The following is a 26,756-nucleotide window of genomic DNA, read 5'->3' on the forward strand; positions in this document are numbered from 1 at the left end:
GGGCTTGTGCTCCTGGTTGGGCTCCTCCTTCGTCGGAGTACCTTCACTCCGGTCCCGCTCCGTGGGCCCGCGCCGAACGGACATCCATGTCCTGACGGCGCTCTCGCCGCATCCATGCGGCTCGGCCCACTCCGCGAAACCTGCGTTCAGCCTGCACCCAAGTCGCGATTGGTGTCGTTCGGGCTTCCTGCGTATGAAGATCAAAATCAACGGCAACGGCAACGGCAACGGCTCCCGGCTAAAGCCGGTCCCACTGAATGCACGCGTTGCTGTTAGTGGGACCGGCTTCAGCCGGGAAGAGGCCAGCCCAGGCGCCAACAATTTTGCTGATAGCACCCCCCTACCTGTGGGAGCGAGCTTGCTCGCGAAGCTATTGCTGTTGCTGTGCTTTAGATCTTCATACACAAATATCCCAGACGACGACAATCGCGACTTGGGTGCAGGCTGAACGCAGACGACGCGGAGTGGGCCGAGCGGCATGGATGCCGCGAGAGCGCCGTCAGGACATGGATGTCCGTTCGGCGCGGGCCCACGGAGCGTCGTCGGAGTGAGGGTACTCCGACGGAGGAGGAGCCCAACCAGGAGCACAAGCCCTTGGTTACTTGGGGCTTTATCAAGTAACTCGCCGAAGGCGAAACGGGAGGCCGTTAGGCCGACCATGTTCAACGCTAAAGCCCAACAATCAAATAACTGATCACTCTGCGCAACCTCCAGCGCGGGCCATGGTCGTAATGGCAGCTATCTATAAGATCAAAGGCGTTCAAATGAGCTCTGATGCAGAAAATGTCGTACTCATCGTCGAAGACGAGCCGCTCATTCTGATGCTGCTGTCCGACTACCTGTCGGGCGAAGGCTATCGGGTGTTGCAGGCGGAGAACGGGGAGCAGGCATTCGAAATTCTTGCCACCAAACCCCACCTCGATTTGATGATCACCGATTACCGCCTGCCCGGCGGGGTGTCTGGCGTGATGATTGCCGAGCCCGCCGTCAAGCTGCGACCGGAACTCAAGGTGATCTTCATCAGCGGCTACCCGGCAGAGATCGTCGATTGCGGCAGCCCGATCACCAAAAAGGCCCCGATCCTGGCCAAGCCGTTCACCATGGAAACCCTGCATTCGCAGATCCAGACCCTGCTCAACTGATTCCGCCGCCCTTCGGATACAAACAACAAAGCCGGCAATCGCCGGCTTTTGTGTCTGCACCTGTCTCGCGTCAGCCCTCGATCATCTCCCGCACCTTGGCCGTCAGTTGGTCAAAGGCAAACGGCTTGGTGATCATCTGCATCCCTTCTTCAAGGAACCCCGAGCGGGCGCTGGCGTTTTCCGCGTAGCCGGTGATGAACAGCACTTTCAGGTCCGCGCGCAGCTGGCGGCCAATGTCGGCCAGCTGCCGGCCATTCATGCCCGGCAGGCCAACATCGCTGATCATCAGATCAATACGCTGGCCGGATTCCAGAATAGGAATCGCCCCGACCGCATCACCAGCCTCGACGTACGCATAACCCAACTCGCTCAACACCTGACTGACCAGCGCGCGCACCGCTGGATCATCTTCGACCAGCAGGATGGTTTCGCCCTCACGGGCCTGCGCCGTGTCGTTGGGGAGGGCGGGAGCATCTTGCTGCGACACCCCGTGATAACGCGGCAGGAACAGCTGAACCGTGGTGCCGTGGCCAACCTGGCTCTCGATCGCCACGTGTCCGTGGGACTGCTTGCTGAAGCCGTAGATCATCGACAACCCGAGGCCGGTGCCCTGGCCGATCGGCTTGGTGGTGAAAAAGGGATCGAATGCCCGGCTGATGACGTTCTCCGGCATGCCGCAGCCCGTGTCGCGCACGCTGAGCACCACGTAGTCGCCGGGCAGCAGGTTTTCGTAGGCGTTGGTGAAGTCGCGGTCGAGGCGGCGGTTGAAGGTCTCGATCATCAGCATGCCGCCATCAGGCATGGCGTCGCGGGCGTTGAGCACCAGGTTGAGCAGGGCGCTTTCGAGCTGATTGGGGTCAGCCTCGGCGGTCCACAGTTCCGGGTCCAGGCACATGTCGAGGCGGATGCTCTCGTTGACGCTGCGGTTCAGCAGTTCGCCCATGGAATTGACCAGATCGTTCATCAAGACCGGCTTGGGGTCCAGCGACTGACGGCGCGAGAACGCCAGCAGGCGGTGGGTCAGGGCGGCGGCACGATTGGCCGAGGTCACGCCCAGGTCGATCAGGCCATCGAGATCGTCGGTACGACCCCGCGCCAGACGACGCCTCAGCAGTTCGAGGCTGCCGATGATGCCGGTCAGCATGTTGTTGAAGTCGTGGGCGATACCGCCGGTGAGCTGGCCCACCGCTTCCATCTTCTGCGACTGGCGCAGGACTTCTTCGTTATGGCGCAGCTGGGAGGTGCGTTCCTCGACCTGCTGCTCCAGGGTTTCGTTGAGCTGTCGCAACTGCTGTTCGGCCAGCTTGCGCTCGGTGATGTCGGAGGTCACGCCGGACAGCAGGCTGACGCGGCCATTGCGCGCACGGATCGCCCGGGCCCGGATGTCGATCCAGTGCACCGAGCCGTCCGGCCAGACGTTGCGAAACTCGATGATGAAATCGGCGCCGCTGTCCAGCGTGTGCTGCAACACGGATTGCATGCGCGGCTGGTCTTCGGGGTGCACCGAGCTCAGCCACTCGTGATAGGAGAGCGGATCGCGCTCATCCCGGCCAAAGTGCGCCTTGGTGATGTCCGAGCAATCCAGATCGAGGAACTCGGTGTCCAGCTGCCACGACCCCAGCCGTCCGGCTTTCAGCGCATGTTGCAGGCGCTGCTCGCTTTCCAGCAGTTCTTCCAGTCGAGTCCGTGCTTCGTATTGTCGTCGACGCCCGCGCACGGCGGTGCTCACCAGACTGATGAGCGTGGCAGGGTGAAACGGCCGCTCCAGAAACGTGACGTTGCCGAGCATCTTGCCCAGGTGCGCCGAGGGGTTCTGTTTCGGGCCGCCGTGATGAGTCAGCAACACGATGGGGAAGTCAGACCAGGCCGGTTGGTTGGCCAGCAGGCTGAGCAGCGGGTTGATGTCCGCGCTGCGCAACGCTTCATCAGCGATGATCGCAAGTCCCGCGCCGGACATCAGTTCACTGCACAGCTGCGGCAGATCGTGGGTGATGATCGCCGGGTAGCCGGCTTCCTGCAGCATGGTCAGCGCGAGCTGACTGTCGCGTCCGAGGGGGGCGAGGATAATCGCCCGCTCCGATAACTGTCCCGGAGTGCTCACGCGTCGGTGTCCGGTAGTAGCGGATTGTTATCGCCGTTGTACTGAGGGATGCCACGCAATACGCCCTGAAAGGCTTCCAGCGGTTCGCCGATGGTCATGCCGGACCCACTGATGCGGTATTCACGAATGGTTGACTCATGGGTGCCTGTGCGTTTTTTGATGACGGAAATGGCCCGACGGACCTGACCCATTGCTTCGAAGTACCGCAGCAGAATGACCGAATCCGCGAGGTAGGTGATGTCCACCGGCGTCTGCATGTCGCCGACCAGACCGTGCTGGGCGACGGTCATGAACGTCGAGGCGCCATGACGGTTGAGGTAGAGCAACAATTCGTGCACGTGCAGGACCAGCGCGTTTTCTTCAGGCATCGCCGCCTGATAGCCGTTGAGGCTGTCGATCACCACGGTCTGGATGCCCAGGTCGTCGACACAGCGGCGAACGCGGTGAGCGAATTCACCCGGGGACAATTCTGCCGCATCGACCTGCTCGATGAGCAGATTGCCGGTCGCTTCAAGTGCACGGAGGTCAATGCCGAGTTTGCTCATGCGCGTGTACAGCAGGCCGAGCTCTTCATCGAAGATAAACAGCGCGGCCTTCTCGCCACGCTCTACCGCTGCAGCGGCGAACATCAGCGAAATCAGCGATTTACCGGTCCCGGCTGGCCCCAGAATCACCGTGCTCGAACCGCTGTCCAGCCCGCCGCCGAGCAGGGCGTCGATTTCCTTGATGCCGCTGCTCATCTGGCGGCTGACATACCCGGTGCGGTGCTCGGCCGCCACCAGACGCGGAAACACCTGGATCCCGTCGTCCATGATGTTGAAGTCGTGGTAGCCGCCGCGGTACTTCTGGCCGCGGTATTTCACCACCCGCAGGCGTCGACGCTCGGCGCCATAGGTCGGCGTCAGGCCTTCCAGGCGGATGACGCCGTGGGCAACGCTGTGCACGGTTTTATCCAGGGACTCGGTGGTGAGGTCGTCCAGCAGGACAACCGTGGTGTCGTAGCGCGCGAAGTAATGCTTGATCGCCAGGATCTGCCGGCGATAACGCAACGAACTCTGCGCCAGCAGGCGGATTTCCGAAAGACTGTCGATGATCACCCGCGAAGGTTTGACCTGCTCGACAATTTCGAAAATCTGCTTGGTCGCCTCGCCCAGTTCAAGGTCCGAGGAATACAGCAGACTCTGCTGATGGGCAGCGTCCAGCAAATTTTCAGGGGGCGTCAGTTCGAACACCGAGATGTTCTCGTCCAGATCCCAGCCGTGGGAGCGTGCGCCGTCGCGCAATTCGCGTTCGGTTTCAGACAGCGTGATATACAGACCACGTTCGCCCGCCGCCGAGCCAGCCAGCAGAAACTGCAGCGCGACGGTGGTTTTGCCGGTGCCGGGCTCTCCTTCGAGGAGAAACACGTGGCTGCGCGAAAGACCACCCGTAAGGATGTCATCCAGGCCCACGATACCGGTTGCCGCTTTTGATGTAGTCAAGAATCGCCCTCTTGCGACCTGAGAAAGGGTCGGGCGCCGAAACGGGTTCGACTGCCCAGGCCGTCATGGTCGGGAAGTCCGATTCCATGCAGCCATCACTCTGGACCGTGCCGGGCTGAGACCGTTCAGTTTATTGCCGGCCGACCGATGGCATTCCCGTGGATTTCTGCGGGTTCGCTGTCCGGCAAATGGCGCAACCGTGGCCTGCGGGCGCACATAGTGACTTGCTATGATCCGGCGTCAAGCAATTACCCTCGTCTGGCCCCCTACAAGGATCCCAAGCCGTGTCTGACTACAGTGCGTTCAAGGTCGAACTGGCCGACCACATTGCCCACGTCCAGATCAATCGTCCGGAAAAAATCAACGCGATGAACGCAGCGTTCTGGCTGGAGATCATCGAGATTTTCCGCTGGGTCGAGGACACCGACGACGTCCGCGTGGTGGTGCTCAGCGGCGCAGGCAAGCACTTCTCTTCCGGTATCGACCTGACACTGCTCGCGTCGGTGGCCAGTGAACTGGGCAAGGACGTGGGCCGCAATGCGCGCCTGCTGCGGCGCAAGATCCTGCAGATGCAGGAATCGTTCAGCGTGGTCGACCGCTGCAGCAAACCGGTGCTCGCTGCCATTCAGGGCTATTGCATTGGCGGCGCCATCGACCTGATCAGCGCCTGTGACATGCGCTACGCGGCGGACGATGCGCTGTTCTCCATTCGCGAAATCGACATGGGCATGGCGGCGGATGTCGGCACTTTGCAGCGCCTGCCGCGACTGATCGGCGACGGCATGATGCGCGAGATGGCCTACACCGGTCGCAACGTTGGCGCCGAAGAAGCGCTGCGCATTGGCCTGGTCAATCGCACCTTCGCCGACCTGTCGCAGTTGCTCGAAGGCGTGTTCGCCATCGCCCGGGACATCGCCGGTAAATCACCCATCGCCATCAGCGGCAGCAAGCGCATGATCGGCTACATGCGCGATCACAGCGTGGATGACGGCCTCGAATACGTTGCCACCTGGAACGCTGCCATGTTGCAATCGGCCGACCTGAAGCTGGCGATGGTGGCTCACATGAGCAAACAGAAGCCGGTCTTCGACAATTGACTGACCTATTTGAATCCGTAGCCACCTGCCGTTTCTGAGCCTCTCTACCGGGCCGCAGACGGCTAGGCCGGTGAGCAGAGGAGTTGAGGCATGACGCGCCCGAAGCGTTGGACCACCGCCGTGCTAGATGTTCAGGCCCCCGGCGGTTGGGCTTTGGTTCAGAGTGACCAGGGCTTTTTGAAAGACAGCAACGGCGTGCTGTTCCCCCGCGAATGGTTGAAGCAGCAGGACCTGCCCTTGATGCATGAACACGGCATTGGCCATTTCGATGGCGAGCCGGTGTACGTGCAGACCCTTCGCGATGCTCAGGCGTTGGCGCTGGAGGGCACGCAGTGGCAGACCCTGCGGCAGTTCATGCTCGCCGATGACGCCGATGTGTTCCAGATGCTCGGCTACGCGGCGCAGATCAGCACCTGGGCCCGTGAACACCGTTTTTGTGGCAGTTGCGGCCAGCCGGCCCGGCAGGTGCCGGGGGAGCGGGCGATGTATTGCCCGCCCTGCGATCTGCGTGCCTATCCGCGGATCTCGCCGAGCATGATCGTGCTGATCACCCGCGGCGATGAGGTGCTGCTGGCGCGCTCGCCGCGTTTTGTGACCGGGGTCTACAGCACCCTGGCCGGGTTCGCCGAGCCGGGTGAGTCGGCCGAGGACTGTGTGCGGCGGGAGGTGATGGAGGAAGTGCACGTCACGGTCAAGAACATCCAGTACAAGGGCAGCCAGTGCTGGCCGTTTCCGCACTCGATGATGCTGGGCTTTCACGCCGAATACGACAGCGGCGACATCGTGCCCCAGGCGGACGAAATCGAAGACGCACAGTGGTTCAGCATCCACGACCTGCCGCCATTGCCGGCCAGTCGCTCGATTGCGCGCTACCTGATCGACCTGTATCTGGCCCAGCGCTCAGGCTCAGTTGAACCAGTGCTGCCAGGCCAGGCGGACGGTTAACCCCAGCACCACGGTGATGAACACAGGGCGGATGAACCTGGCGCCGCCCTTGATCGCTGTTTTAGCGCCCATAAAGGCGCCGGCCATTACCGCCACGCCCATCGTCAACCCGATGACCCAGTCCACCGAGCCGTTGATGGCGAAGATCATCAGCGCGGCGGCGTTGCTGATGAAGTTCATGCTGCGGGCGACGCCGCTGGCTTTCACCAGATCGACCGGGTAGATCAGCAGCGTGCTGACAGTCCAGAACGCTCCGGTGCCGGGACCGGCCACGCCGTCGTAAAAGCCCAGCCCCAGGCCTTGGGGCAGTTGCCATTTGGTCTTGATCGGCGCGTTGCTGTCCAGCGGCGCCTTGGGCGTGCCGCCGAAAAGCAGGTACAGCCCGCAGCCGAACACGATCACCGGAAGCATCTGGTTCAGCAGTTCGGCGGGGAGATAATGCGCGACCACCGCACCGATCAGCGCGCCCACTGCGGTACCGATCAGCGCGGGTTTCCACTGCGCCGGATGAAACAGCTTGCGGCGGTAAAAGGTGTAGCCGGCGGTGGCGGAGCCGAAGGTCGAGCTGAGCTTGTTGGTGCCCAGCACCAGGTGCGGCGGCAGACCGGCAGTGAGCAGGGCAGGCGTGGTCAACAGACCGCCGCCGCCGGCAATGGCATCGATGAAACCGGCGACAAAGGCAACGACAGCCAGCACCAGCAGGGTGGTGGGTTCAACGGTGAGTTCGAACGGCATGGGAAGGCGCTTATCGGGCAGATGGGCAGAAGGGCTGCCCGGAAGCGCAGCATTCTACCTGCAAGGCGTGGCAGCGGTGAATGGTTGATTGGGACTTGGGGCACTCGGTGTAGGACGGCTTCAGCCGGGAAGAGGCCGTATTGATCACCCTTAATTTCCGGTCTGACAATTGACTCAAATATCCGAAACACTCACCCAGCGCATCTCCTTCGCCGCGATGCGAATCGCTGTGGCCAGGCGCTCGACCTCCATGGCCTCGGCGAAGTCCGTCCCGTTCGAACCCTGCCCACCCAGCGCCTGAATCAGTTCAAAAACCTCCAGCGTCTTTAGCTCGTTGTAGCCCAACTGATGCCCCGGCGCCGGGCAAAAAGACGCATAGCCCGGTTGCGCAGGTCCCGCCAGAATCCGCTGGAAGCCGTCCCGTCCCGGGGCGCCGGCCTGGTACAGCCGCAGCTCGTTCAAGCGTTCCTGATCAAACGACAACGTGCCTTCGGTGCCACCGATCTCGAAGCTCAGGTGATTCTTGTACCCGTGCTTGAGCCAACTGCTGCCGAACGTACCCCGCGCGCCGTTGGCAAAGCGCAGCAGGGCGTAGGTCTGGTCATCGATGCTGATCGCCCGTTGCTCTTCGCTGCCGTGGGTGGCCGGGCGTTGTCGGTGCACCGTTTGCGAGTCCGCGCACACCGCCTCTACGTCGCCGAGCAGGTACCGCGCCATTGCCAGTAAATGGCTGCCGAGGTCGGCCAGGGCGCCGCCGGCATGGGCCTCTTCACAGCGCCAGGACCAGGGCGACAGCCCATCGCCCATGAAGTCCTCGCTGAATTCCCCCTGGAAACTGACGATCCGCCCCAGCTCGCCGCTTTCGATCATCTGCTTCGCCAGCCCGATGATCGGATTGTGCTGATAGTTGTAGCCCACCCTCGTCACGACGCCTGCTTTAAGCGCCGCCGCCTGCATCTCCCGCGCCTGTTCCAGACTCACCGCCAGCGGCTTCTCGCAGTACACCGCTTTGCCCGCTTCAAGAGCGGCCATCGCCATGGGGAAATGCAGCAGGTTCGGCGTGGTGATCGCCACCAGACTGACCGCCGGATCGCTGATCAACTGTTGCCAGTTGCCATGACTGCGTTGGAACCCCCAACTGCCTGCGCACTGCTCCGCGCGCGCAACATCCGCATCGGCCAGCGCGACGAGCTTGAGGTTGAAGGGAAGATCGAAGGTGGTGCGTGCGTTGTGGAACGCCAGGGCGTGAGCCCGCCCCATAAAGCCCGTGCCGATCAGGCCGACGCCCAGTTCTGGAAGAGAATTCCCGCGCATGACAGCGTGTCCTTTTAAGACGTGTTGTTGTGCGGAAAATGTAGGCGGTCGGGGGTTCCTGATGGAATCTTTATTCCATCAGGAACGCCTCAGGTTTACCTCAGCGGCTCAAGTGTGCTCAAGAGGCTCAGGACAGGAACCCGCCGTCCACATTCAACGCCACGCCGGTCGTGTAGCTCGAGGCATCGCTGGCCAGGTACAACACCGTCCCCGCCATTTCGCTCGGCGCCGCCACCCGCTTCAGGGGAATCTGTGCCAACGCGGTGTTGAGGATCTTCTCGTTGCTCACCAGCGCCGAGGCGAATTTGGTGTCGGTCAGGCCGGGCAGCAGGGCATTGCAGCGGATGCCGAACTGCGCGCACTCCTTGGCGAACACCTTGGTCATGTTGATTACTGCCGCCTTGGTCACCGAATAGATGCCCTGATACACGCCCGGCGAGACGCCATTGATCGACGCCACGTTGATGATGCTGCCGCCGCCGTGTTCGCGCATCAGCTTGCCGGCCTCCACGGACATGAAGAAGTAGCCCCGGATGTTCACGTCGACGGTCTTCTGGAACGCGCCGAGGTCGGTGTCCAGCACGTTGCAGAACTGCGGGTTGGTCGCCGCGTTGTTCACCAGAATGTCCAGCCGACCGAACTGTTCGCGGATCTGCGCAAACACTGCTGTGATCTGTTCCATTTCACCGATGTGGCAGGCAATGGCCGTGGCCTGGCCGCCGTCGGCGATGATCGCGTCCGCCACTTGCTGGCAGCCGTCGATCCTGCGGCTCGAGACGATGACATGGGCGCCTTGCTGGGCCAGCAGCTTGGCAATCGCCTCGCCGATGCCACGGCTGGCGCCGGAGACGAAAGCGATCTTGCCATCGAGGTCGAACAGTTGAGTCTTGGACATTGTTGTTTTCCTTGTCGTGTCGCAATCAGAGGCTGGAACGCTCAATCACTTGCAGGGCCATGCGCTCGAGCAGCGCGTTCATGTGAATGAACGGAGCGAAGCGCTTGTCCTGGGTCTGGCCGTGGAAGAAGCGGTAGTAGATTTGCTGGACGATGCCGGCCAGACGGAACAGCCCGTAGGTGTAGTAAAAGTCGAAATTGTCGATGGCAATGCCGGATCGCTCGGCGTAGTACGCCACGAACTGCTCGCGGGTGAGCATGCCGGGCGCATGGCTGGGCTGGCGCCGCATCAGTTGCACCGGCGCCGGGTCGTCCGCCTGAATCCAGTACGCCAGGCTGTTGCCCAGGTCCATCAGCGGATCCCCCAGGGTGGTCAGCTCCCAGTCGAGCACGCCGATGATCTGCATCGGGTTGTCGGGGTCGAGGATCACATTGTCGAAGCGGTAATCGTTGTGCACCAGACTTGAAACGGGATGGTCCGCAGGCTTTTTCTCGTCCAGCCAGCGCGCGACCTTTTCCCAGCTGGGCGCGTCGTCGGTGCGGGCTTTCTCGTAGCGCTCGGTCCAGCCGCGAATCTGCCGCTCAACGTAACCTTGGGGCTTGCCCAGATCGCCGAGCCCGCAGGCGGTGTAATCCACTTGATGCAGCTCGACCAGCCGATCGATGAAGCTCTTGCACAGGGTTTCGGTTTGCGCGGCGTCGAGGTTCAGCTCGGCGGGCAATTCGGCGCGCAGGATGATGCCCTTGACCCGCTCCATTACGTAAAACTCGGCACCGATCACCGTCTCGTCGGTGCAGTGCAAATAGGCCTTGGGGCAATAAGGAAAGGCATCGCGCAGCTGGTTGAGGATGCGGAATTCGCGGCCCATGTCATGGGCGCTTTTCGCCTTGTGACCGAACGGCGGGCGGCGCAGAACGAATTCCTGCTCGGGGTACTTCAGCAGGTACGTCAGGTTCGACGCGCCACCGGGAAACTGGCTGATCTGCGCGCTGCCGCTCAGGCCGGGGATATGGGCTTTCAGGTAAGGGTCGATCAACCCGGCGTCGAGTTCTTCGCCGGATCGAACCTGGGTGGACTGGTCGGTGAGCGCCATGCGTATCCCTGCAGATTATTTTGGTGGGCCAGGATCATTGGCTAATCTAATGCGCCCCCGCGCCAGCAAACAAGGGCTATTGGCGTGGGTGTTACGGGGCAATCAGCCGCCCTGATTCACGGACGGGGTCGTTGTCCTGCGCACAGTCTGGACGAAAAAAAACCGAAGCCGGGCGGCTTCGGTTCATTCGAAAAGGCAAGGCGTTCTCAGGAAGGGAACAGCTCGCTCAGTTTCATCGCCAGCATCATGTCGCCTTCAGCGCGCAGTTTACCGCCCATGAACGCCTGCATGCCGTCGGTCTCGCCGCTGACGATGCCTTCCAGGGTTTCGCCGTCCATCACCAGGGTGACCTGTGCGTCCGGGTTTTCGCCTTCCTGCAATTCGCAGGTGCTGTCCTTGACGATCAGGGAGAAGTTCTTGGTTTCGTCGATGCGGAAACCGAACACCAGGTCCAGGCCCGCAGCAGCGGCTGGGTTGAACTTGGCTTTCATGGCTTGGACGGCGTTTTCTACGGAGCTCATGGTGTGATCCTTTTATATGAGTGATGACGAGCACTTTGCGAGTGCGATTGGCCGGGCTCAGCGGTAGGTGATGAGCTCCGGCGCCTTCATCAGTTGCAGGTGCGCGTAACTGTTGAAGGAAGCCAGGGTCACCTCGCGCTCACGAAACTTCAGGAGGTTGAGCGAGGTGTTGACGATGTGCCAGTTGAGTTCGAAGGCCTGGGTGGCCGGCATTTGCGTGATCAGGAGGAGCAGGGCAGTGATGGTGCCGCCCGAGGTGAACACAGCAATGCGATCACTCGGCCCGGCGCTGTCGAGAATGCCGCTCAGGCCGGCTTCAACCTGCTCGACGAAGGCCTGCCAGCTCTGCAGCGCGGCGGCGTCGTGATCGCCCACCAGCCAGCGGCGAATGATCGCGGCAAACAGGCGCTGGAACTCGGCGCGGTTATTGGCCGCGTCGCGCATGATCTCGAAGGCGTCGGGTTCTTCATCCAGCATCGCGGGGAGCAGCGCGCGGATCACGCCTTCGGCGTTGAATTCGTTGAAAGCGATGTCGGTTTCGAGTTCGGGTGTAGCGAGGCCGGCGGCATTGAGCTGGGCGATCACGGTTTCGGCCGTGTGGCGCTGGCGGAACAGGGCGCCGCTGATGCAGCGATCGAAGGTCAGGCCCAGCTGCGCCAGGTGCGCGCCGAGGATTTCCGACTGACGAAAACCGGTGGGCGACAGGACATCGTAATCGTCCGCACCAAACGAGGCCTGGCCATGTCGTATGAGATAGATGCTGCCCACGACCGCGTCACCCTGGCACGTTGAAAGTGCTGGGAGGTTATGAGGACGGCCCGCGGTCTGTCAATGAAAAAACATACGCTCGTTTGAATTGGCCGATCTGTCCCGTATTGACCCGTCTCGTCACTGGCCCGGCCACCGGCGCGCCGGTATGCTTGGCCCCACTCGCGATCCTCTGCCGAGGATCTGCTGTACCGGTAAGGAGTTTCTGTGGAGTTCATTTTCGATTACGCCAGTTTCCTGGCAAAGACCGTCACCATCGTGATCGCGATCATTGTGGTGCTGGTGGTCATCGGTTCGATGCGCGGTCGCGGGCGTCGCAGCGCAGGTGGCCAGTTGCATGTCACCAAGCTCAATGACTTCTACAAAGGGCTGCGTGATCGCCTCGAAGGCTCGCTGCTGGACAAGGCCCGGCTCAAGGCGCTGCGCAAGGCTCAGGCCAAGGAGCTGAAGAAGGACAAGAAGTCCACCGAGGTCAAGTCGCGGGTATACGTGCTGGACTTCGATGGCGACATCAAGGCCTCGGCCACCGAGAACATGCGCAACGAGATCACCGCGCTGCTGACCCTCGCCACGCCCAAGGATGAAGTGGTGCTGCGCCTCGAAAGCGGCGGCGGCATGGTCCACAGCTACGGCCTGGCGTCGTCGCAACTTGCGCGGATTCGTCAAGCGGGGATTCCGCTGACCATCTGCATCGACAAGGTCGCGGCCAGCGGCGGCTACATGATGGCGTGCATCGGCACCCGGATCATCAGTGCGCCGTTCGCGATTCTGGGGTCGATTGGTGTGGTTGCCCAGCTGCCCAACGTCAATCGCCTGCTGAAGAAGCACGACATCGATTTCGAAGTGCTGACCGCCGGCGAGTACAAGCGCACGCTGACGGTGTTTGGTGAAAACACCGAGAAGGGCCGTGAGAAGTTTCAGGAGGACCTGGACATCACCCACGAGCTGTTCAAGAACTTCGTCGCCAGCTACCGCCCGCAGTTGCAGATCGACGAAGTCGCCACCGGCGAGATCTGGCTGGGCATTGCGGCCAAGGACAAACTGCTGGTGGATGAGCTGAAGACCAGCGATGAATACCTGTCGGAGAAGGCCAAGACCGCCGAGGTGTTCCACCTGCACTACGCCGAGCGCAAAAGCCTGCAGCAGCGGGTAGGCATCGCCGCTAGCACGTCGGTTGACCGGTTGGTGACAGGGTGGTGGGGCAAGCTGACGCAGCAGCGGTTCTGGTGATTTCGTAGGACCGGCTTTAGCCGGGAAGACGTCGGACGCCACACCGCAAGGTTGACGGCGTTTGCACCTTGATCCAGCTGAATTAAAAAGCCCCGGCTTCTCGCGAAACCGGGGCTTTTTGTTGCCTGTCGATCCGTGTGGGATCAACGCCGCCGGAACAGCGGCAGCGGCTCATCAGTGGCAGCCTGATACGTCACGGAAAAGTCCTTCAAACCTTCCAGCGCTTCGTACGGGTCTTTGTCGGCACGAATCGCGAACGCATCGAACCCGCAGCGGTGCAGGTAAAACAACTGATCGCGCAACACATCGCCAATCGCCCGCAGCTCGCCCTTGTAACCGTAGCGATCACGCAACAGGCGGGCGTTGGAGTAGCTGCGGCCGTCGGTGAAGGCCGGGAAGTTCAGGGCGATGACCTGGAACTGATCCGCGTCGTCACCGATTTCCTCGGCTTCCTCGTCGCTGTCCAGCCAGACACCCAGACCGCCGTCGCGGGCCTTCAACGCATGGGCATGCTCGCGCCACAGGTTCAGCGGCACGATCAGGTCGTCGCAGTTGGACAGGCTGTCGAACGTCGTGTCTTTGGGCAGCAGGTGCCAGGTCTCGTCGATGACCGCGTTGTTCTTAATGATTCGCTGCATAGACGCGCTCCTTGAAAGGGTCGATGCCAATACGCTGGTAGGTGTCGATGAAGCGCTCGTCTTCGTTGCGTTTCTCAACGTAGACGTCGATCAGCTTCTCGATCACATCCGGCATGACGTCCTGTGCGAACGACGGCCCAAGGATCTTGCCCAGGCTGGCGTCACGGCTGGCGCTGCCACCCAGAGACACCTGATAGAACTCTTCGCCTTTCTTGTCCACGCCGAGAATGCCGATGTGGCCGACGTGGTGGTGACCGCAGGCGTTCATGCAGCCGGAGATGTTCAGGTCCAGCTCGCCGATGTCGAACAGGTAATCAAGGTCGTCGAAACGGCGCTGGATCGACTCGGCAATCGGGATCGACTTGGCGTTGGCCAGGGAGCAGAAGTCGCCACCCGGGCAGCAGATGATGTCCGTCAGCAGACCAATGTTCGGCGTCGCGAAGCCTTGCTCGCGCAGTTCGCCCCACATCGTGAACAGCTGGCTCTGCTCGACGTCGGCCAGGATGATGTTCTGCTCGTGGGAGGTGCGCAGCTGACCGAAGCTGTAGGTGTCGGCGAGGTCGGCGATGCCGTCCAGTTGCTTGTCGGTGAGATCGCCCGGCGCAACGCCGGTGGGTTTCAACGACAGCGTCACCGCTGCGTAGCCCGGCTTTTTATGGGCCAGGACGTTGCGCGAGCGCCAGCGGGCGAAACCGGGGTGCTGTTGATCCAGCTGAGCCAGTTCGGCGCTGTAATCGGTCAGCGCCTTGTAGTCCGGGTCGACGAAGTGCTTGGCGACGCGATGCACTTCGGCCTCGGTCAGGGTGGTCTGGCCGCCGCGCAGGTGGGCCATCTCGGCCTCCACCTTCTCGGCGAACACTTCAGGCGTCAGTGCCTTGACCAGAATCTTGATGCGCGCCTTGTACTTGTTGTCACGACGGCCGTAGCGGTTGTACACACGCAGGATGGCGTCGAGGTAGCTCAACAGGTCCTGCCACGGCAGAAACTCGTTGATGAACGCACCCACCACCGGCGTACGGCCGAGGCCGCCGCCGACCAGCACGCGGAAGCCCAGCTCGCCGGCAGCATTCTTGACCGGCTCCAGGCCGATGTCGTGCACTTCGATGGCGGCACGGTCGGAGGTCGAGCCGTTGATCGCGATCTTGAACTTGCGCGGCAGGTAGGCGAATTCCGGATGGAAGGTGGTCCACTGACGGACGATTTCACACCAGGGGCGCGGGTCTACCAGTTCGTCGGCGGCGACGCCGGCGAACTGGTCCGTGGTGACGTTGCGCAGGCAGTTGCCGCTGGTCTGGATCGCGTGCATCTGCACGGTGGCCAGCTCGGCGAGAATGTCGGGGATGTCTTCGAGTGCCGGCCAGTTGAACTGCACGTTCTGGCGGGTACTGATGTGCGCGTAGCCCTTGTCGTAATCGCGGGCGATTTTCGCCAGCATGCGGGCCTGGCGTGAAGTCAGCTGGCCGTAAGGCACAGCGACGCGCAGCATCGGGGCGAAGCGTTGGATGTAGAGGCCGTTTTGCAGGCGAAGCGGGCGGAACTCTTCTTCGCTGAGCTCGCCGGCCAGATAGCGGCGGGTCTGGTCGCGGAACTGCTTGACGCGGTCCTCGACGATCCGCTGATCGTACTCGTCGTATACGTACATGGTGGTCCTGTTCTCAGGCGGTTCACTGCTGCTGGGCCAGCCCGAAAGGCGATGCGTTGTCGTCTGCTTTCGGGCTACCGAACAAATCTGCGCGCACGGCCGCGCACTCCTTGCGGAGCCGGGGGAGGTTACCAGTTTGCAGATATGCGCAAAAGTGATGTTTGAGTATATGCACAGAACCAAAAGTGCTAAGCAGCACGTCGGATTGGCATAACCTTACTTGTGATAAGGGCATGGCTCGACTTTACTCTGGGAATGGCCAACGACGCCCGTCGCTGGTCCGCGAGTTTTGCGATCACCCATAAAACAGACAAAAGGCGATGCAATGCGAAATCACCCGAAAGTTGCCAAATCCGAGAGCCATGTGGATGCATGGGCCATTCTGTTCATCATTGTGCTGGTGGTGGGGGCGGCGGTGTTCTGGGTGACGCACCAGTAGCCAGGACCTCCAGCCAGTGGGAGCGAGCTTGCTCGCGATGGAGCCTGGCAAATCCGCTGAATATTTCAGCGTCTGGAGTGCCGGATTCGCGGGCAAGCTCGCTCCCACAGGTTCTGTAATGCCTGAACGATCAAGTCGGCCAATAACACATCTGCCGCACTTACTCGTCATACCCCAGGTTCGGCGCCAGCCAGCGTTCGGTCACGCTCAGATCCTGCTGCTTGCGCGCCGTGTAGCTTTCCACCTGGTCCTTGTCCACTTTCCCCACGGCAAAGTACTGGGCCTGCGGGTGGGCGAAGTACCAGCCGCTCACCGCCGCCGCCGGGAACATCGCGTAGTGCTCGGTGAGGAACACGCCGCTGACCCCGGGTTTGCCGTCGCCCTGGGCCGGGTCGAGGAGGTCGAACAGCACGCCTTTCTCGGTATGGTCCGGGCAGGCCGGATAGCCGGGGGCAGGGCGGATGCCGGTGTATTGCTCCTTGATCAGCTCGTCGTTGCCCAACTGCTCGTCGTGGGCATAGCCCCAATATTCCTTGCGCACCTGCTGGTGTAGCCACTCGGCGCAGGCCTCGGCCAGCCGGTCCGCCAGCGCCTTGACCATGATCGCGTTGTAGTCGTCGCCCTTGTCCTGATACGCCTTCGACACCTCTTCCGCGCCAATGCCGGCGGTGGTGATGAAGCCGCCGACATAATCGGTCACGCCGCTGCCCTGGGGCGCGACGAAGTCGGCCAGGGAGAAGTTCGGCTTGCCGTCGGTCTTGATGATCTGCTGGCGCAGGTGATGCAGCTTGGCCAGCGGTGCGCCGTTATCGTCGAGCAATTGAATGTCGTCGTGGTCAACCTGATTGGCCGGCCAGAAGCCGAACACGGCGCGGCTGCGGATCAGCTTCTCGTCGATCAGTTTGCGCAGCAGCTCCTGAGCGTCCTTGAACAGCGAGGTGGCCGCTTCGCCCACCACTTCGTCGGTCAGAATGCGCGGATACTTGCCGGCCAGGTCCCAGGAGATAAAGAACGGCGTCCAGTCGATGTAATCCACCAGCACGTTCAGGTCGATGTCTTCCAGCACCTTGACGCCGGTGAACGTCGGCTTCACTGGCTGGTAGGCGGCCCAGTCGAATTGCGGTTTCTTGGCGATCGCCGCGCCGTAGCTCAGGCGCTCGGTGCGGGCGCTGCGGGCGGAGGTGCGTTCGCGCACTTCGACGTATTCGGCGCGGGTCTTCTCGATGAAACCGGCTTTCAGCTCCTTCGACAGCAGCTGCGTCGCCACGCCCACGGCGCGGGAGGCGTCGGTGACGTAGATCACCGCGTCGTTGCTGTACTTGGGCTCGATCTTCACCGCCGTGTGCGCCTTGGAGGTGGTCGCGCCACCGATCATCAATGGCAGGTGGAAGTCCTGACGCTGCATCTCGCGGGCGACGTGAACCATTTCGTCCAGGGAAGGCGTGATCAAGCCCGAAAGCCCGATGATGTCGCACTTCTGCTCACGGGCCACCTGCAGGATTTTCTCGGCCGGCACCATCACGCCGAGGTCGACGATGTCGTAACCGTTGCAGCCCAGCACCACGCCGACGATGTTCTTGCCGATGTCATGGACGTCGCCCTTGACCGTCGCCATGAGGATCTTGCCCTTGGCTTCGGGCTTGTCGCCTTTCTCCTCTTCAATGAAAGGAATCAGGTGCGCCACGGCCTGCTTCATCACGCGGGCGGATTTAACCACTTGGGGCAGGAACATCTTGCCCGATCCGAACAGGTCGCCGACCACGTTCATGCCAGCCATCAGCGGGCCCTCGATGACCTCGATGGGGCGCTTGAACGATTGCCGCGACAGCTCGGTGTCTTCAACGATGTGCGTGGTGATGCCCTTGACCAGCGCGTGCTTGAGGCGCTCGTTGACCTCCCAGCCGCGCCACTCTTCGGTTTCCGCTTCCTTGACCGAGCCGTCGCCTTTGTACTGGTCGGCGAGGGCCAGCAGGGCGTCGGTGCCTTCCGGGGTGCGGTTGAGCACCACGTCTTCCACCGCGTCGCGCAGCTGGGCCGGGATCTGGTCGTAGATCTCGAGCTGGCCGGCGTTGACGATGCCCATGGTCAGGCCGTTGCGGATCGCGTGCAGCAGGAACACCGAGTGAATCGCTTCGCGCACGGGGTTGTTGCCGCGGAACGAGAACGACACGTTGGACACGCCGCCCGACGTCAACGCGTACGGCAGCTCGTCGCGGATGTACGCGCAGGCGTTGATGAAGTCGACGGCGTAGTTGTTGTGCTCCTCAATGCCGGTGGCGATGGCGAAGATGTTCGGGTCGAAAATGATGTCTTCCGGCGGGAAGCCGACTTCGTTGACCAGAATGTCGTAGGAGCGCTTGCAGATTTCCTTCTTGCGCGCCTCGGTGTCGGCCTGGCCAGCTTCGTCGAAGGCCATCACCACCACCGCCGCGCCGTAGCGCTTGCACAGTTTGGCGTGATGAATGAACTGCTCGACGCCTTCTTTCATGCTGATCGAGTTGACGATGCCCTTGCCCTGAATGCACTTGAGGCCGGCTTCGATGACTTCCCATTTCGACGAGTCGATCATGATCGGCACGCGGGAAATATCAGGCTCGCCGGCAATCAGGTTGAGAAAGGTCACCATGGCCTTCTTCGAATCCAGCATGCCCTCGTCCATGTTGATGTCGATCACCTGGGCGCCGGCTTCGACCTGCTGCAGGGCGACTTCCAGGGCTTCGGTGTAGTTGTCTTCGCGGATCAGGCGGGCAAAACGGGCAGAGCCGGTGATGTTGGTGCGCTCGCCGACGTTGACGAACAGCGAACTGCGATCGATGGTGAACGGCTCCAGACCCGAGAGGCGACAGGCCTTCGCGATGTCCGGAATCGGCCGCGGCGCGTACGGGGCGACGGCGTTGGCGATGGCCTTGATGTGCGCCGGGGTGGTGCCGCAGCAACCGCCGACGATGTTCAGGAAGCCGCTCTGGGCGAACTCCTCCACGACTTTGGCCATCTCTGCCGGGGCTTCGTCGTATTCACCGAATTCGTTAGGCAGGCCGGCGTTCGGGTGCGCCGACACGTGGGTTTCGGCTTTATTGGATAGCTCTTCCAGATACGGCCGCAGCTCGCTGGCGCCCAGCGCGCAGTTGAGGCCCACGGAGATCGGCTTGGCGTGACGTACCGAGTTCCAGAACGCTTCGGTGGTCTGGCCGGAGAGGGTTCGGCCCGAGGCGTCGGTGATGGTGCCGGAAATCATGATCGGCAGCTCGAACCCCAGCTCGTCGAACACGCCCTGAACGGCAAAGATCGCCGCTTTGGCGTTCAACGTGTCGAAGATGGTTTCGATGAGGATCATGTCCGCACCGCCTTCGATCAGGCCTTTTGTGGCTTCGGTGTAGTTCTCCACCAGTTCGTCGAAGGTCACGTTGCGGTAGCCGGGGTTGTTGACGTCCGGGGACAGCGAGCAGGTGCGGCTGGTCGGGCCGAGCACGCCGGCAACGAAGCGCGGTTTGTCGGGGGTTTCCAGGGTCTTGACGTCGGCGACCTGTCGGGCCAGGCGCGCGCCTTCCACGTTCAGTTCATAGACCAGCGCTTCCATGCCGTAGTCGGCCTGGGACACCTGGGTGGCGTTGAAGGTGTTGGTTTCGAGAATGTCGGCGCCGGCGTCGAGGTATTCCTTCTCGATCGCGCCAATCACGTCGGGCCGGGTCAGGATCAACAGGTCGTTGTTACCCTTGACGTCGCTCGGCCAGTCGGCGAAACGCTTGCCGCGGTAGTCTTCTTCCTCCAGCCGATAGCTCTGGATCATCGTGCCCATGCCGCCATCGAGGATCAGGATTCGCTGTTGAAGTGCCTGCTGGAGTGCTTGAAGACGCGCGCTGCGATCTGACATGAGGTTACCCGGACGAAGAAGTACGAAATAAGGTGATGCTGAAAAGAGCGAAATAATAGCAAACCTGCGCGGATTTAAATCATTTCGGGATTTACATGAATTCTGTTCATGTTGCAGGCCATTAGCCACAGGTAGAATTCGGCCGAATCATTTTCAGGACGCCCGTTCCATGTTGCATCGCGTGCTCGCCAGTTCCCTGGCCTTGTTGTTTTGCGGTGCAGCGTTCGCGCAGTCACCCCTTCAGTCTCCGGCTATTTCCTACAGCCGTGATATCCAGCCGATCTTCACCGAGAAGTGCGTTGCCTGCCATGCGTGCAATGACGCTGCCTGCCAGCTGAACCTGGGCAGCGGCGAAGGTGTGCTGCGCGGTGCATCGAAGGTGCCGGTTTACGAAGGCGACCGCAGCAAGGCGGTCGCACCCACCCGGATTTTCGTCGACGCGCAGGGCCCTGACGCCTGGCGTAAAAAAGGCTTTTATTCAGTGCTGGACGGGCAGAGCAATCAGGCGGCGCTGATGGCAAAGATGCTCGAGTTCGGGCACGGCGCGCCATTGGTGCCCAACGCGCGGCTGCCGGATGACATCGTGCTGGGCCTGAACCGCCAGAACATGTGCCCGTTGCCCAACGAGTTTGCCGCCTATGCCAAGGCGCGTCCGGGGCAGGGCATGCCCCTGGCGGTGACCGGCCTCACCGACGCTCAATACAGCACGCTGCAACGCTGGCTGGCAGCCGGGGCACCCGTGGAGCAGACGCCGGTGCAACCGAGTGCGCGGGAAACGGTGCAGATCAACGAATGGGAAAGCCTGCTCAATCGTCCCGGATCGAGCGAAGCGCTAGTCGGCCGCTGGCTGTACGAACATCTGTTTCTCGCCCACGTGTATTTCAGCGACGGCGAGCCGGGGCATTTCTTCGAGTGGGTGCGCTCGCGCACGCCAAGCGGCCAACCCGTCGACCTGATCGCCACGCGCCGCCCCGACGATGATCCTGGCACCACCTTCTATTACCGCCTGATGCCGGTGCAGGGCGTTATCGTCCACAAGACCCACATCACCTACCCGATGGGCCCGCAGAAGCTGGCCCGGGTCAAGCAACTGTTCTACAGCGGGACCTGGCATGCCACCGAGCTGCCCGGCTATGGTCCGCAGCATCGGGCCAACCCGTTTGAAACGTTCCAGCAGATCCCCGCCGTCGCGCGTTACCAGTTCATGCTGGATAACGCCGAATACTTCGTGCGCACCTTCATTCGCGGCCCGGTGTGTCGGGGCGAGATCGCCACGGACGTGATTCGCGATCATTTCTGGGCGTTGTTCCAGGAGCCCGGCCACGACCGTTACATCACCGATGCGGCCTATCGGGCCAAGGCCACGCCGTTGCTGGCGATGCCGGGGCAGGACGATGACATCGGCAGTGTCCTGACCCTGTGGCACGACTACCGCGACAAGCGCAATCAATACGAAGACCTGCGCAGCGATGCCTACGCGCACATGCCGCCGCCGGGATGGGCGACCCTGTGGGCGGGGAACGACAATGCGCTGCTGACCATCTTCCGCCACTTCGACAGCGCCTCGGTAAACAAAGGCCTGATCGGCGCGCTTCCCAACAGCGTCTGGCTGTTCGACTACCCCTTGCTGGAGCGCACCTATTACCAGCTGGCGGTGAATTTCGACGTCTACGGCAACGTTTCCCATCAGGTGCAGACGCGTCTGTATTTCGACCTGATCCGCAACGGCGCCGAGGTCAATTTCCTGCGCCTGATGCCGGCGGACAAGCGTGACGACATCCTCGGTGACTGGTACCAGAACGGCGGCAAAGTGAAGATGTGGCTGGATTATCAGGCCATCGACGATCACACCCCGACCGGCCTGAAGCTCGATGAGCACAACCCCAAGCGTGACTTCGAGCGCAAGTTGATCGAGCGTGCGGGCACCTTGAACGTGACGCCGGACCCGATCAATCGCTGCGACGGCGCCTATTGTTCGCGTGAGGGACTGGACCCGGTGTTCAGCGGAGTGGAGCAGGCACTGAGCCGGCTGACGTCGCGGCCGGCGGCTGGGCTGAAGGTCATTCACCAGTTGCCGGAGGCGACGATGCTGCGAATCCAGGACGGCAGCGGCAAACGCATCATTTACAGCATGCTGCGCAACCGCGCCCACAGTAACGTCGCCTTTCTGATGGGCGAGGATTATCGCTACCAGCCGGGCCTGGACACGCTGACGATCTACCCGGGAGTGCTGAGCAGCTACCCGAATTTCATGTTCAATATCCCGGCCAGTGAAGTCAGCGCGTTTGTTGACGCGATGGAGCAGGCCCATGATCACAAGCAGGCGTTTGACGCCATCGTCCAGCGCTGGGGCGTGCGCCGCAGCCATCCATTATTCTGGACCTACTTCCACGACCTGGACCGCTACCTTCAGGAAACCGAACCCCGCGAGGCAGGGGTGCTGGACATGAATCGGTACGAGAATCTGTGAGTCGCAGGGGCGCCGTTATTTAAGGAATCTTCACATTCGGCGTCGGCCCGGCTGACGCTGGTCCAAACGGGGAAACCCTTATGGAACATGGCGTGCAGCCATTATGCAGCCCGTCAGTGGCGCCGAACCTTTTTGCAATTTTCGAAGTCGGACCCTGTGAGTCGCTCTCCGACGCCGTGCCTTTGCCGGTATGGCGCCTGGGGTCAATCCAGACGAAGCAAGAGGTTGCAGATGTTGATTTCGGTTCAGGCCCTGCGGGCACTCGCCGCGTGGGCTGTTGTGTGTCACCACTTCATGCAGATTTTTTTCGATTTCCATCCGAGTGGGCCAGTCGGCCGCTTTTTCACTGAAAAAGGCGCGGTCGGCGTCGACATTTTTTTCGTCATCAGCGGTCTGGTCATCTACCTGTCAACCGTGGATAAGGACATCCCCGCCGGCCGTTTCATGCTCAACCGGGTTATTCGTATCGTCCCGGCGTACTGGCTGTACACCTTGGTGATGGGTGTATTGGTCGTGGTCGCCCAACCGCTGCTGCCCCACCAGGTGGTCGACTGGCAGAGCTTTGTGCTGTCGCTGCTTTTCATCCCTTCGGAAAACCCCGGCGGCTACGGCCTCTATCCCACCCTCAACGTGGGCTGGACGCTGAATTACGAGATGCTGTTCTACGTGCTGTTTTCGATGGTTTTTCTGTTTCAGCAACGGCTGCGCCCGTTGATCCTGGCGGCGGCGCTGTTCGCCATTACCGACGTGCTAGGTCGTTCCGGCCTGGTCAGCCGGTTCTACGCCAATGACATCGTTTACGAATTCCTGCTCGGCATTTTCGTCGGCGTGATGTATCGCCGGGGCTGGATCAGTGAACGGCTGTGGCTGCCATTGATCGCGATCGGCGCCGCGCTGTTCACCATCGACCACCTGCAACCGGCGCCTCGCATCATCAATTGGGGCCTGCCGAGCGCTGTGATTGTGGTGGCCTGCATCTCCCTCGAACCCTATCTGCGCAACTACCGCCTTCTCAAAGTCATGGGCGATTGCTCGTATTCGGTGTACCTGCTCCACGTGCTGGTGCTGTACGCGGGCTGGCTGGTGAGCGAGCGTTATGGCATTAACCCGTACGTGGTGTTTGCCGTCTGTGTGCCGGTCATCGCCCTGGGGGCGTGGCTCAGTTATGAGTGGATCGAGAAGGGCCTGTACCGACGCATGAAGGGCTGGCTGGACCAGAGAAGGGCGAGCAAGGAAGCAGCTCTGTCGTGACGGGTTTTTAGTCGAGGCGAACCGCTTACCCGACTAAAACACTAGGGCTTTGTCAGGCGCAGTTGATTGGCGTAAACTGCGCCCCACGTCTGCGAGGAATTTTCATGACCGCTATTACGATTACTGATGCCGCCCACGATTACCTGGCCGATCTGCTGGAAAAGCAGAACACCCCCGGCATCGGCATCCGCGTGTTTATTACCCAGCCTGGCACCCAATACGCTGAAACCTGCATTGCCTACTGCAAGCCGGGCGAAGAGAAACCTGAAGACACGGCCATCGGCCTGAAAAGCTTCACCGCCTGGATCGACGCGTTCAGCGAAGCGTTTCTGGACGACGCCGTTGTTGATTACGCGACTGACCGCATGGGTGGCCAACTGACCATCAAGGCGCCAAACGCCAAAGTGCCGATGGTCAACGCCGACAGCCCGATCAACGAGCGTATCAATTACTACCTGCAGACCGAGATCAACCCGGGCCTCGCCAGTCACGGCGGCCAGGTGACCTTGATCGAGGTGGTGGAAGAAGATGAGGCAAATGTCGCCATTCTCCAGTTTGGCGGTGGTTGCCAGGGTTGCGGTCAGGCAGATGTCACGCTCAAGGAAGGCATCGAGCGCACATTGCTGGAGCGCATCCCCGAGCTGACCGGTGTGCGTGACGTGACCGACCACACTCAGAAAGAAAACGCGTACTACTGAGTCAACGTGTGATACCAGGAAGTATGGTGTTGCAGGCAAGCCCCGACTGGTTCGGGGCTTTTTTGTGGGCGCTCGCCAAGGTCTAGAGGCGCACGCTAGGGCCTGAACACATGGGCATGGCCCGCGCGATACAGCGATGACTCGCTGAACACGTCGTTGCCCAGTACCCGACCCACCAGGATCAGCGCGGTGCGACGAAATCCCTTGATCCGCACCTTCTCCTCGATGTCTGCCAGTGTGCCGGTGACCCAATCCTGATCGGGCCAGCTGGCGCGATGCACCACGGCAATGGGACAGTCGGCGCCATAGTGCGGCGTCAGCTCGGCAACGATCTTGCCGAGGTTATTGACCCCCAGATGGATCGCCATGGTTGCCCGGTGCCGTGCCAGATCGCCCAGGCTTTCGCCTTCGGGCATGTCGGTTTTGTCGGCGTAGCGGGTCAGGATCACGCTCTGAGAGATGTCCGGCAGCGTCAGCTCTGTCCCGAGCAACGCGGCGCAGGCGGCGGTGGCGGTGACGCCGGGGATGATTTCGAAGGGGATCTGCAGATCGCGCAGGCAGCGGATTTGTTCGCCGATCGCGCCATACAGGCTCGGATCGCCGGAATGCACACGCGCCACGTCCTGGCCCTGTGCATGAGCGGATTTCATCAGCTCGATGATCTGCTGAAGGTGCAATGGAGCGCTGTTGGTGACCTGGATCGCCTGATGACCTTCCAGCACTGCTTCAGGCACCAGGGAACCGGCGTAAATGATCACCGGGCAGGAGCGGATCAGCCGCTGGCCTTTGACAGTGATCAGGTCCGGATCGCCGGGGCCGGCGCCGATGAAAAAAACAGTCATGGGGTGTCCTGATTGGGGTTCATTTGAGCAGTGGCTCGTCGGATGCATTCTCCCTGAGCGCACTCGGTCTGACTTTTCAGTACTGGCTTTAGCCGGGAAGGGGCCCTCGGGCACACCATCAAAATCTGCGGTGTGACTACTGACGTCTTCCCGGCTAAAGCCGGTCCTACAGTTCTAGCCGGTCCTACAAGATTGAGCCGGCCTATGAGATTGCTCCAGCCCTAACGTTTGCGGTTGCCAGAGCAAAGGTCGCGTGGGGGCTTTTTCGGCGGGGGATGACCAAGGTCGCGGGCGCGCCGGTCAACCGTGTCACCATCGCCAGCGCCGCGCTTTCTGCCACGCCGTAGCAGCCGGTGCGTTCGAAGGCGATGTCCGAAAGGTAAGTCAGCTGTGCCTCGTAAGCCGCCAGATCACCCGCGCTGAAAAACCCGATCGTCAGCCCCAGCTCATGACCCAGTGCCAGCAGCCCCACCTCGGCCGACTTGCCGTCAATGGAGGCGAGGGCGGCAACGTCTGTCAGCTGAAGACGACCCTCCCGCAACCCATGCTCCATCAACTGCCGAAGCTCCAGCGCCGAACAGCCGCGCTGGCAGCCCAGACCGACCACCCACAGCGGCCGATCGCGCACTTCATTCACAGAGCAGGCTTCAAACCGACGTGCGTCTCGGTCGCTTCATTGCGCCGAAACAACCAGGCGCTGATCCAGCCCAGGGCAATCCAGAAAACCGCATTGGTCAGCAGCGACGCGATCTTGAATTGCGCTTCAAGGGCTTCCGGCGCCAGTGCCGAATGCACCGCCGGTTGCGGCGCGCCGACGATATGCGGCACCACCAGGATCACCGCGCCCAAGGCCTTCAACACCCAGTGCCGTGCAAACACTATCAATGCCAGGCCTGAAGCCGTGGAGGCGGCGGTGCCGACCCACCAGATCTGCCGTTGGGTCAGATCCGCCGCGACAGTGCCGGGCAGCTCGGGCGGCAAACCAAGAGTGGGCGCCAGCACGAACACCGCATAACCGGCCAACCCCCACAGCACGCCTTCGCGGGCACTGGTCGGCGTACGCAGGGTGTACAGCGCCGCCAGCATCAGGGCGAAGCCGACCGCGACCACCAGATTGCCGCCGGTGGTGGACAGCACGCGCTGCCAGCCGTCTTCCGGCTCCCAGGCTTCGGCGTCATGGACGTGGCCGGCCATCGCACCCTCGGCGTGCTCGTGCATCTCGGCAGCCGGGGCCTTTTCGTAGGTCTCCGCCTGCAGGATCAGTGGCGCCACCGAGAAGCTTTGGAGCAGTGTCAACAGCAGGGCGGCGAGCAGTCCGCTGAACCCGGCCGTTTGCGCAATTCGCTTGAACATGGCGGCGGGTCTCAATGGCACGGGAAGGCGGAGCTGTGACGGGTGTCGTGTGCCGCGTTGTGCACCGCATCGATGTGGGAGAAACCGGCGAAGTACACCAGAAACGCACCGAGAAACATCGCGCTGACGGCGGCGACAAGGCGCTGGTTTTGGGTGGCGGTCACGGCTGTTGTGGTGTTTGTGCTGGTGCCGGTGCCGGACGTCTGGCGGGGTGTGCTGATGGACATGGC

General features: G+C 61.8%; 23 protein-coding genes. 8 read left to right on the forward strand and 15 right to left on the reverse strand.

The genetic code is table 11. The features are described 5' to 3' along the window. Positions 1–193 precede the first annotated feature (193 nt). Entirely contained in the window at positions 194–448 is a 255-nt protein-coding gene (locus ABEH28_RS09915; RefSeq protein WP_346629812.1) for a hypothetical protein, read from the forward strand. A gap of 316 nt (positions 449–764) precedes the next feature. After that, positions 765–1,142: a response regulator gene (locus ABEH28_RS09920; RefSeq protein ID WP_074885442.1), complete on the forward strand. Its 378-nt coding sequence runs from the start codon at positions 765–767 to the stop codon at positions 1,140–1,142. Between the two features lie 70 nt (positions 1,143–1,212). Here ABEH28_RS09920 and ABEH28_RS09925 read toward each other — a convergent pair whose 3' ends face one another. Continuing rightward, positions 1,213–3,243, reverse strand: a complete 2,031-nt coding sequence (locus ABEH28_RS09925) for a response regulator (RefSeq protein ID WP_346626289.1) — start codon at positions 3,241–3,243, stop codon at positions 1,213–1,215. Further along, positions 3,240–4,724, reverse strand: a complete 1,485-nt coding sequence (locus ABEH28_RS09930; RefSeq protein ID WP_192172089.1) for an ATPase domain-containing protein — start codon at positions 4,722–4,724, stop codon at positions 3,240–3,242. The genes ABEH28_RS09925 and ABEH28_RS09930 overlap by 4 nt, the downstream gene beginning before the upstream one ends. A 284-nt stretch (positions 4,725–5,008) precedes the next feature. Between ABEH28_RS09930 and ABEH28_RS09935 the strand changes: the two genes are divergently transcribed. Together ABEH28_RS09935 and nudC are read left to right on the forward strand one after the other, a co-directional pair. Continuing rightward, positions 5,009–5,821 (forward strand): crotonase/enoyl-CoA hydratase family protein, encoded by an 813-nt coding sequence (locus tag ABEH28_RS09935; RefSeq protein ID WP_282373334.1) that lies wholly within the window; start codon positions 5,009–5,011, stop codon positions 5,819–5,821. A 90-nt stretch (positions 5,822–5,911) separates the two neighbouring features. Next, complete coding sequence (nudC, locus tag ABEH28_RS09940) at positions 5,912–6,766, forward strand: NAD(+) diphosphatase (RefSeq protein WP_346629813.1); 855 nt, start codon at positions 5,912–5,914, stop codon at positions 6,764–6,766. On the opposite strand, the gene ABEH28_RS09945 is transcribed toward nudC, so the two are convergent. The 6 genes from ABEH28_RS09945 to ABEH28_RS09970 form a co-directional block, all read right to left on the reverse strand. Further along, positions 6,728–7,501: a TSUP family transporter gene (locus ABEH28_RS09945; protein WP_346629814.1), complete on the reverse strand. Its 774-nt coding sequence runs from the start codon at positions 7,499–7,501 to the stop codon at positions 6,728–6,730. The two genes, nudC and ABEH28_RS09945, sit on opposite strands and share 39 nt — an antisense overlap. Positions 7,502–7,675: 174 nt before the next feature. Continuing rightward, positions 7,676–8,815: a Gfo/Idh/MocA family oxidoreductase gene (locus ABEH28_RS09950; RefSeq protein ID WP_346629815.1), complete on the reverse strand. Its 1,140-nt coding sequence runs from the start codon at positions 8,813–8,815 to the stop codon at positions 7,676–7,678. Between the two features lie 127 nt (positions 8,816–8,942). Then, positions 8,943–9,710, reverse strand: coding sequence for an SDR family oxidoreductase (locus ABEH28_RS09955; protein ID WP_122538346.1), 768 nt, complete (start codon positions 9,708–9,710; stop codon positions 8,943–8,945). A gap of 25 nt (positions 9,711–9,735) precedes the next feature. Next, entirely contained in the window at positions 9,736–10,803 is a 1,068-nt protein-coding gene (locus ABEH28_RS09960) for a phosphotransferase family protein (RefSeq protein WP_346629816.1), read from the reverse strand. Between the two features lie 206 nt (positions 10,804–11,009). After that, entirely contained in the window at positions 11,010–11,324 is a 315-nt protein-coding gene (locus ABEH28_RS09965) for an SCP2 sterol-binding domain-containing protein (protein ID WP_074887795.1), read from the reverse strand. A gap of 57 nt (positions 11,325–11,381) precedes the next feature. Continuing rightward, positions 11,382–12,092, reverse strand: coding sequence for a histidine phosphatase family protein (locus ABEH28_RS09970; RefSeq protein WP_346629817.1), 711 nt, complete (start codon positions 12,090–12,092; stop codon positions 11,382–11,384). Positions 12,093–12,299: 207 nt separating this feature from the next. On the opposite strand from ABEH28_RS09970, the gene sohB reads away from it, so the two are divergent. Then, complete coding sequence (sohB, locus tag ABEH28_RS09975; protein ID WP_346626282.1) at positions 12,300–13,322, forward strand: protease SohB; 1,023 nt, start codon at positions 12,300–12,302, stop codon at positions 13,320–13,322. Between the two features lie 143 nt (positions 13,323–13,465). Here the strand turns inward: sohB and ABEH28_RS09980 are convergent, their stop codons facing one another. The 3 genes from ABEH28_RS09980 to metH form a co-directional block, all read right to left on the reverse strand. Further along, positions 13,466–13,960 (reverse strand): DUF934 domain-containing protein, encoded by a 495-nt coding sequence (locus ABEH28_RS09980; protein ID WP_133771327.1) that lies wholly within the window; start codon positions 13,958–13,960, stop codon positions 13,466–13,468. After that, positions 13,944–15,602: a nitrite/sulfite reductase gene (locus tag ABEH28_RS09985; protein WP_282372309.1), complete on the reverse strand. Its 1,659-nt coding sequence runs from the start codon at positions 15,600–15,602 to the stop codon at positions 13,944–13,946. Before ABEH28_RS09985 ends, ABEH28_RS09980 begins: the two co-directional genes overlap by 17 nt. 599 nt (positions 15,603–16,201) lie before the next feature. Then, positions 16,202–19,912 carry a methionine synthase gene (metH, locus tag ABEH28_RS09990; RefSeq protein ID WP_346629818.1) on the reverse strand — a complete coding sequence of 1,237 codons (3,711 nt, stop codon included), beginning with the start codon at positions 19,910–19,912 and terminating at the stop codon, positions 16,202–16,204. A 169-nt stretch (positions 19,913–20,081) separates the two neighbouring features. On the opposite strand from metH, the gene ABEH28_RS09995 reads away from it, so the two are divergent. The 3 genes from ABEH28_RS09995 to nfuA all read left to right on the forward strand — a co-directional run bounded on the left by ABEH28_RS09995 (position 20,082) and on the right by nfuA (position 24,331). Next, positions 20,082–22,382 carry a fatty acid cis/trans isomerase gene (locus ABEH28_RS09995; protein ID WP_346629819.1) on the forward strand — a complete coding sequence of 767 codons (2,301 nt, stop codon included), beginning with the start codon at positions 20,082–20,084 and terminating at the stop codon, positions 22,380–22,382. Positions 22,383–22,613: 231 nt separating this feature from the next. Further along, positions 22,614–23,633 (forward strand): acyltransferase, encoded by a 1,020-nt coding sequence (locus ABEH28_RS10000; protein WP_192172078.1) that lies wholly within the window; start codon positions 22,614–22,616, stop codon positions 23,631–23,633. 104 nt (positions 23,634–23,737) lie between these two features. After that, on the forward strand, positions 23,738–24,331 hold the full coding sequence (gene nfuA / locus ABEH28_RS10005) for a Fe-S biogenesis protein NfuA (protein ID WP_133771305.1): 594 nt from the start codon (positions 23,738–23,740) through the stop codon (positions 24,329–24,331). Positions 24,332–24,426: 95 nt separating this feature from the next. Here the strand turns inward: nfuA and cobM are convergent, their stop codons facing one another. From cobM to ABEH28_RS10025, 4 genes are all read right to left on the reverse strand, one after another. Further along, complete coding sequence (cobM, locus tag ABEH28_RS10010; protein ID WP_346626279.1) at positions 24,427–25,173, reverse strand: precorrin-4 C(11)-methyltransferase; 747 nt, start codon at positions 25,171–25,173, stop codon at positions 24,427–24,429. A 202-nt stretch (positions 25,174–25,375) separates the two neighbouring features. Continuing rightward, positions 25,376–25,810: a cobalamin biosynthesis protein gene (locus ABEH28_RS10015; RefSeq protein WP_346629820.1), complete on the reverse strand. Its 435-nt coding sequence runs from the start codon at positions 25,808–25,810 to the stop codon at positions 25,376–25,378. Then, positions 25,807–26,526, reverse strand: a complete 720-nt coding sequence (locus tag ABEH28_RS10020) for a CbtA family protein (RefSeq protein ID WP_346629821.1) — start codon at positions 26,524–26,526, stop codon at positions 25,807–25,809. Before ABEH28_RS10020 ends, ABEH28_RS10015 begins: the two co-directional genes overlap by 4 nt. A gap of 11 nt (positions 26,527–26,537) precedes the next feature. Then, positions 26,538–26,753: a CbtB-domain containing protein gene (locus ABEH28_RS10025; RefSeq protein WP_346629822.1), complete on the reverse strand. Its 216-nt coding sequence runs from the start codon at positions 26,751–26,753 to the stop codon at positions 26,538–26,540. Positions 26,754–26,756: the final 3 nt, after the last annotated feature.

Source organism: Pseudomonas sp. Ps21-P2 (assembly GCF_039672565.1).
Lineage (GTDB): Bacteria > Pseudomonadota > Gammaproteobacteria > Pseudomonadales > Pseudomonadaceae > Aquipseudomonas.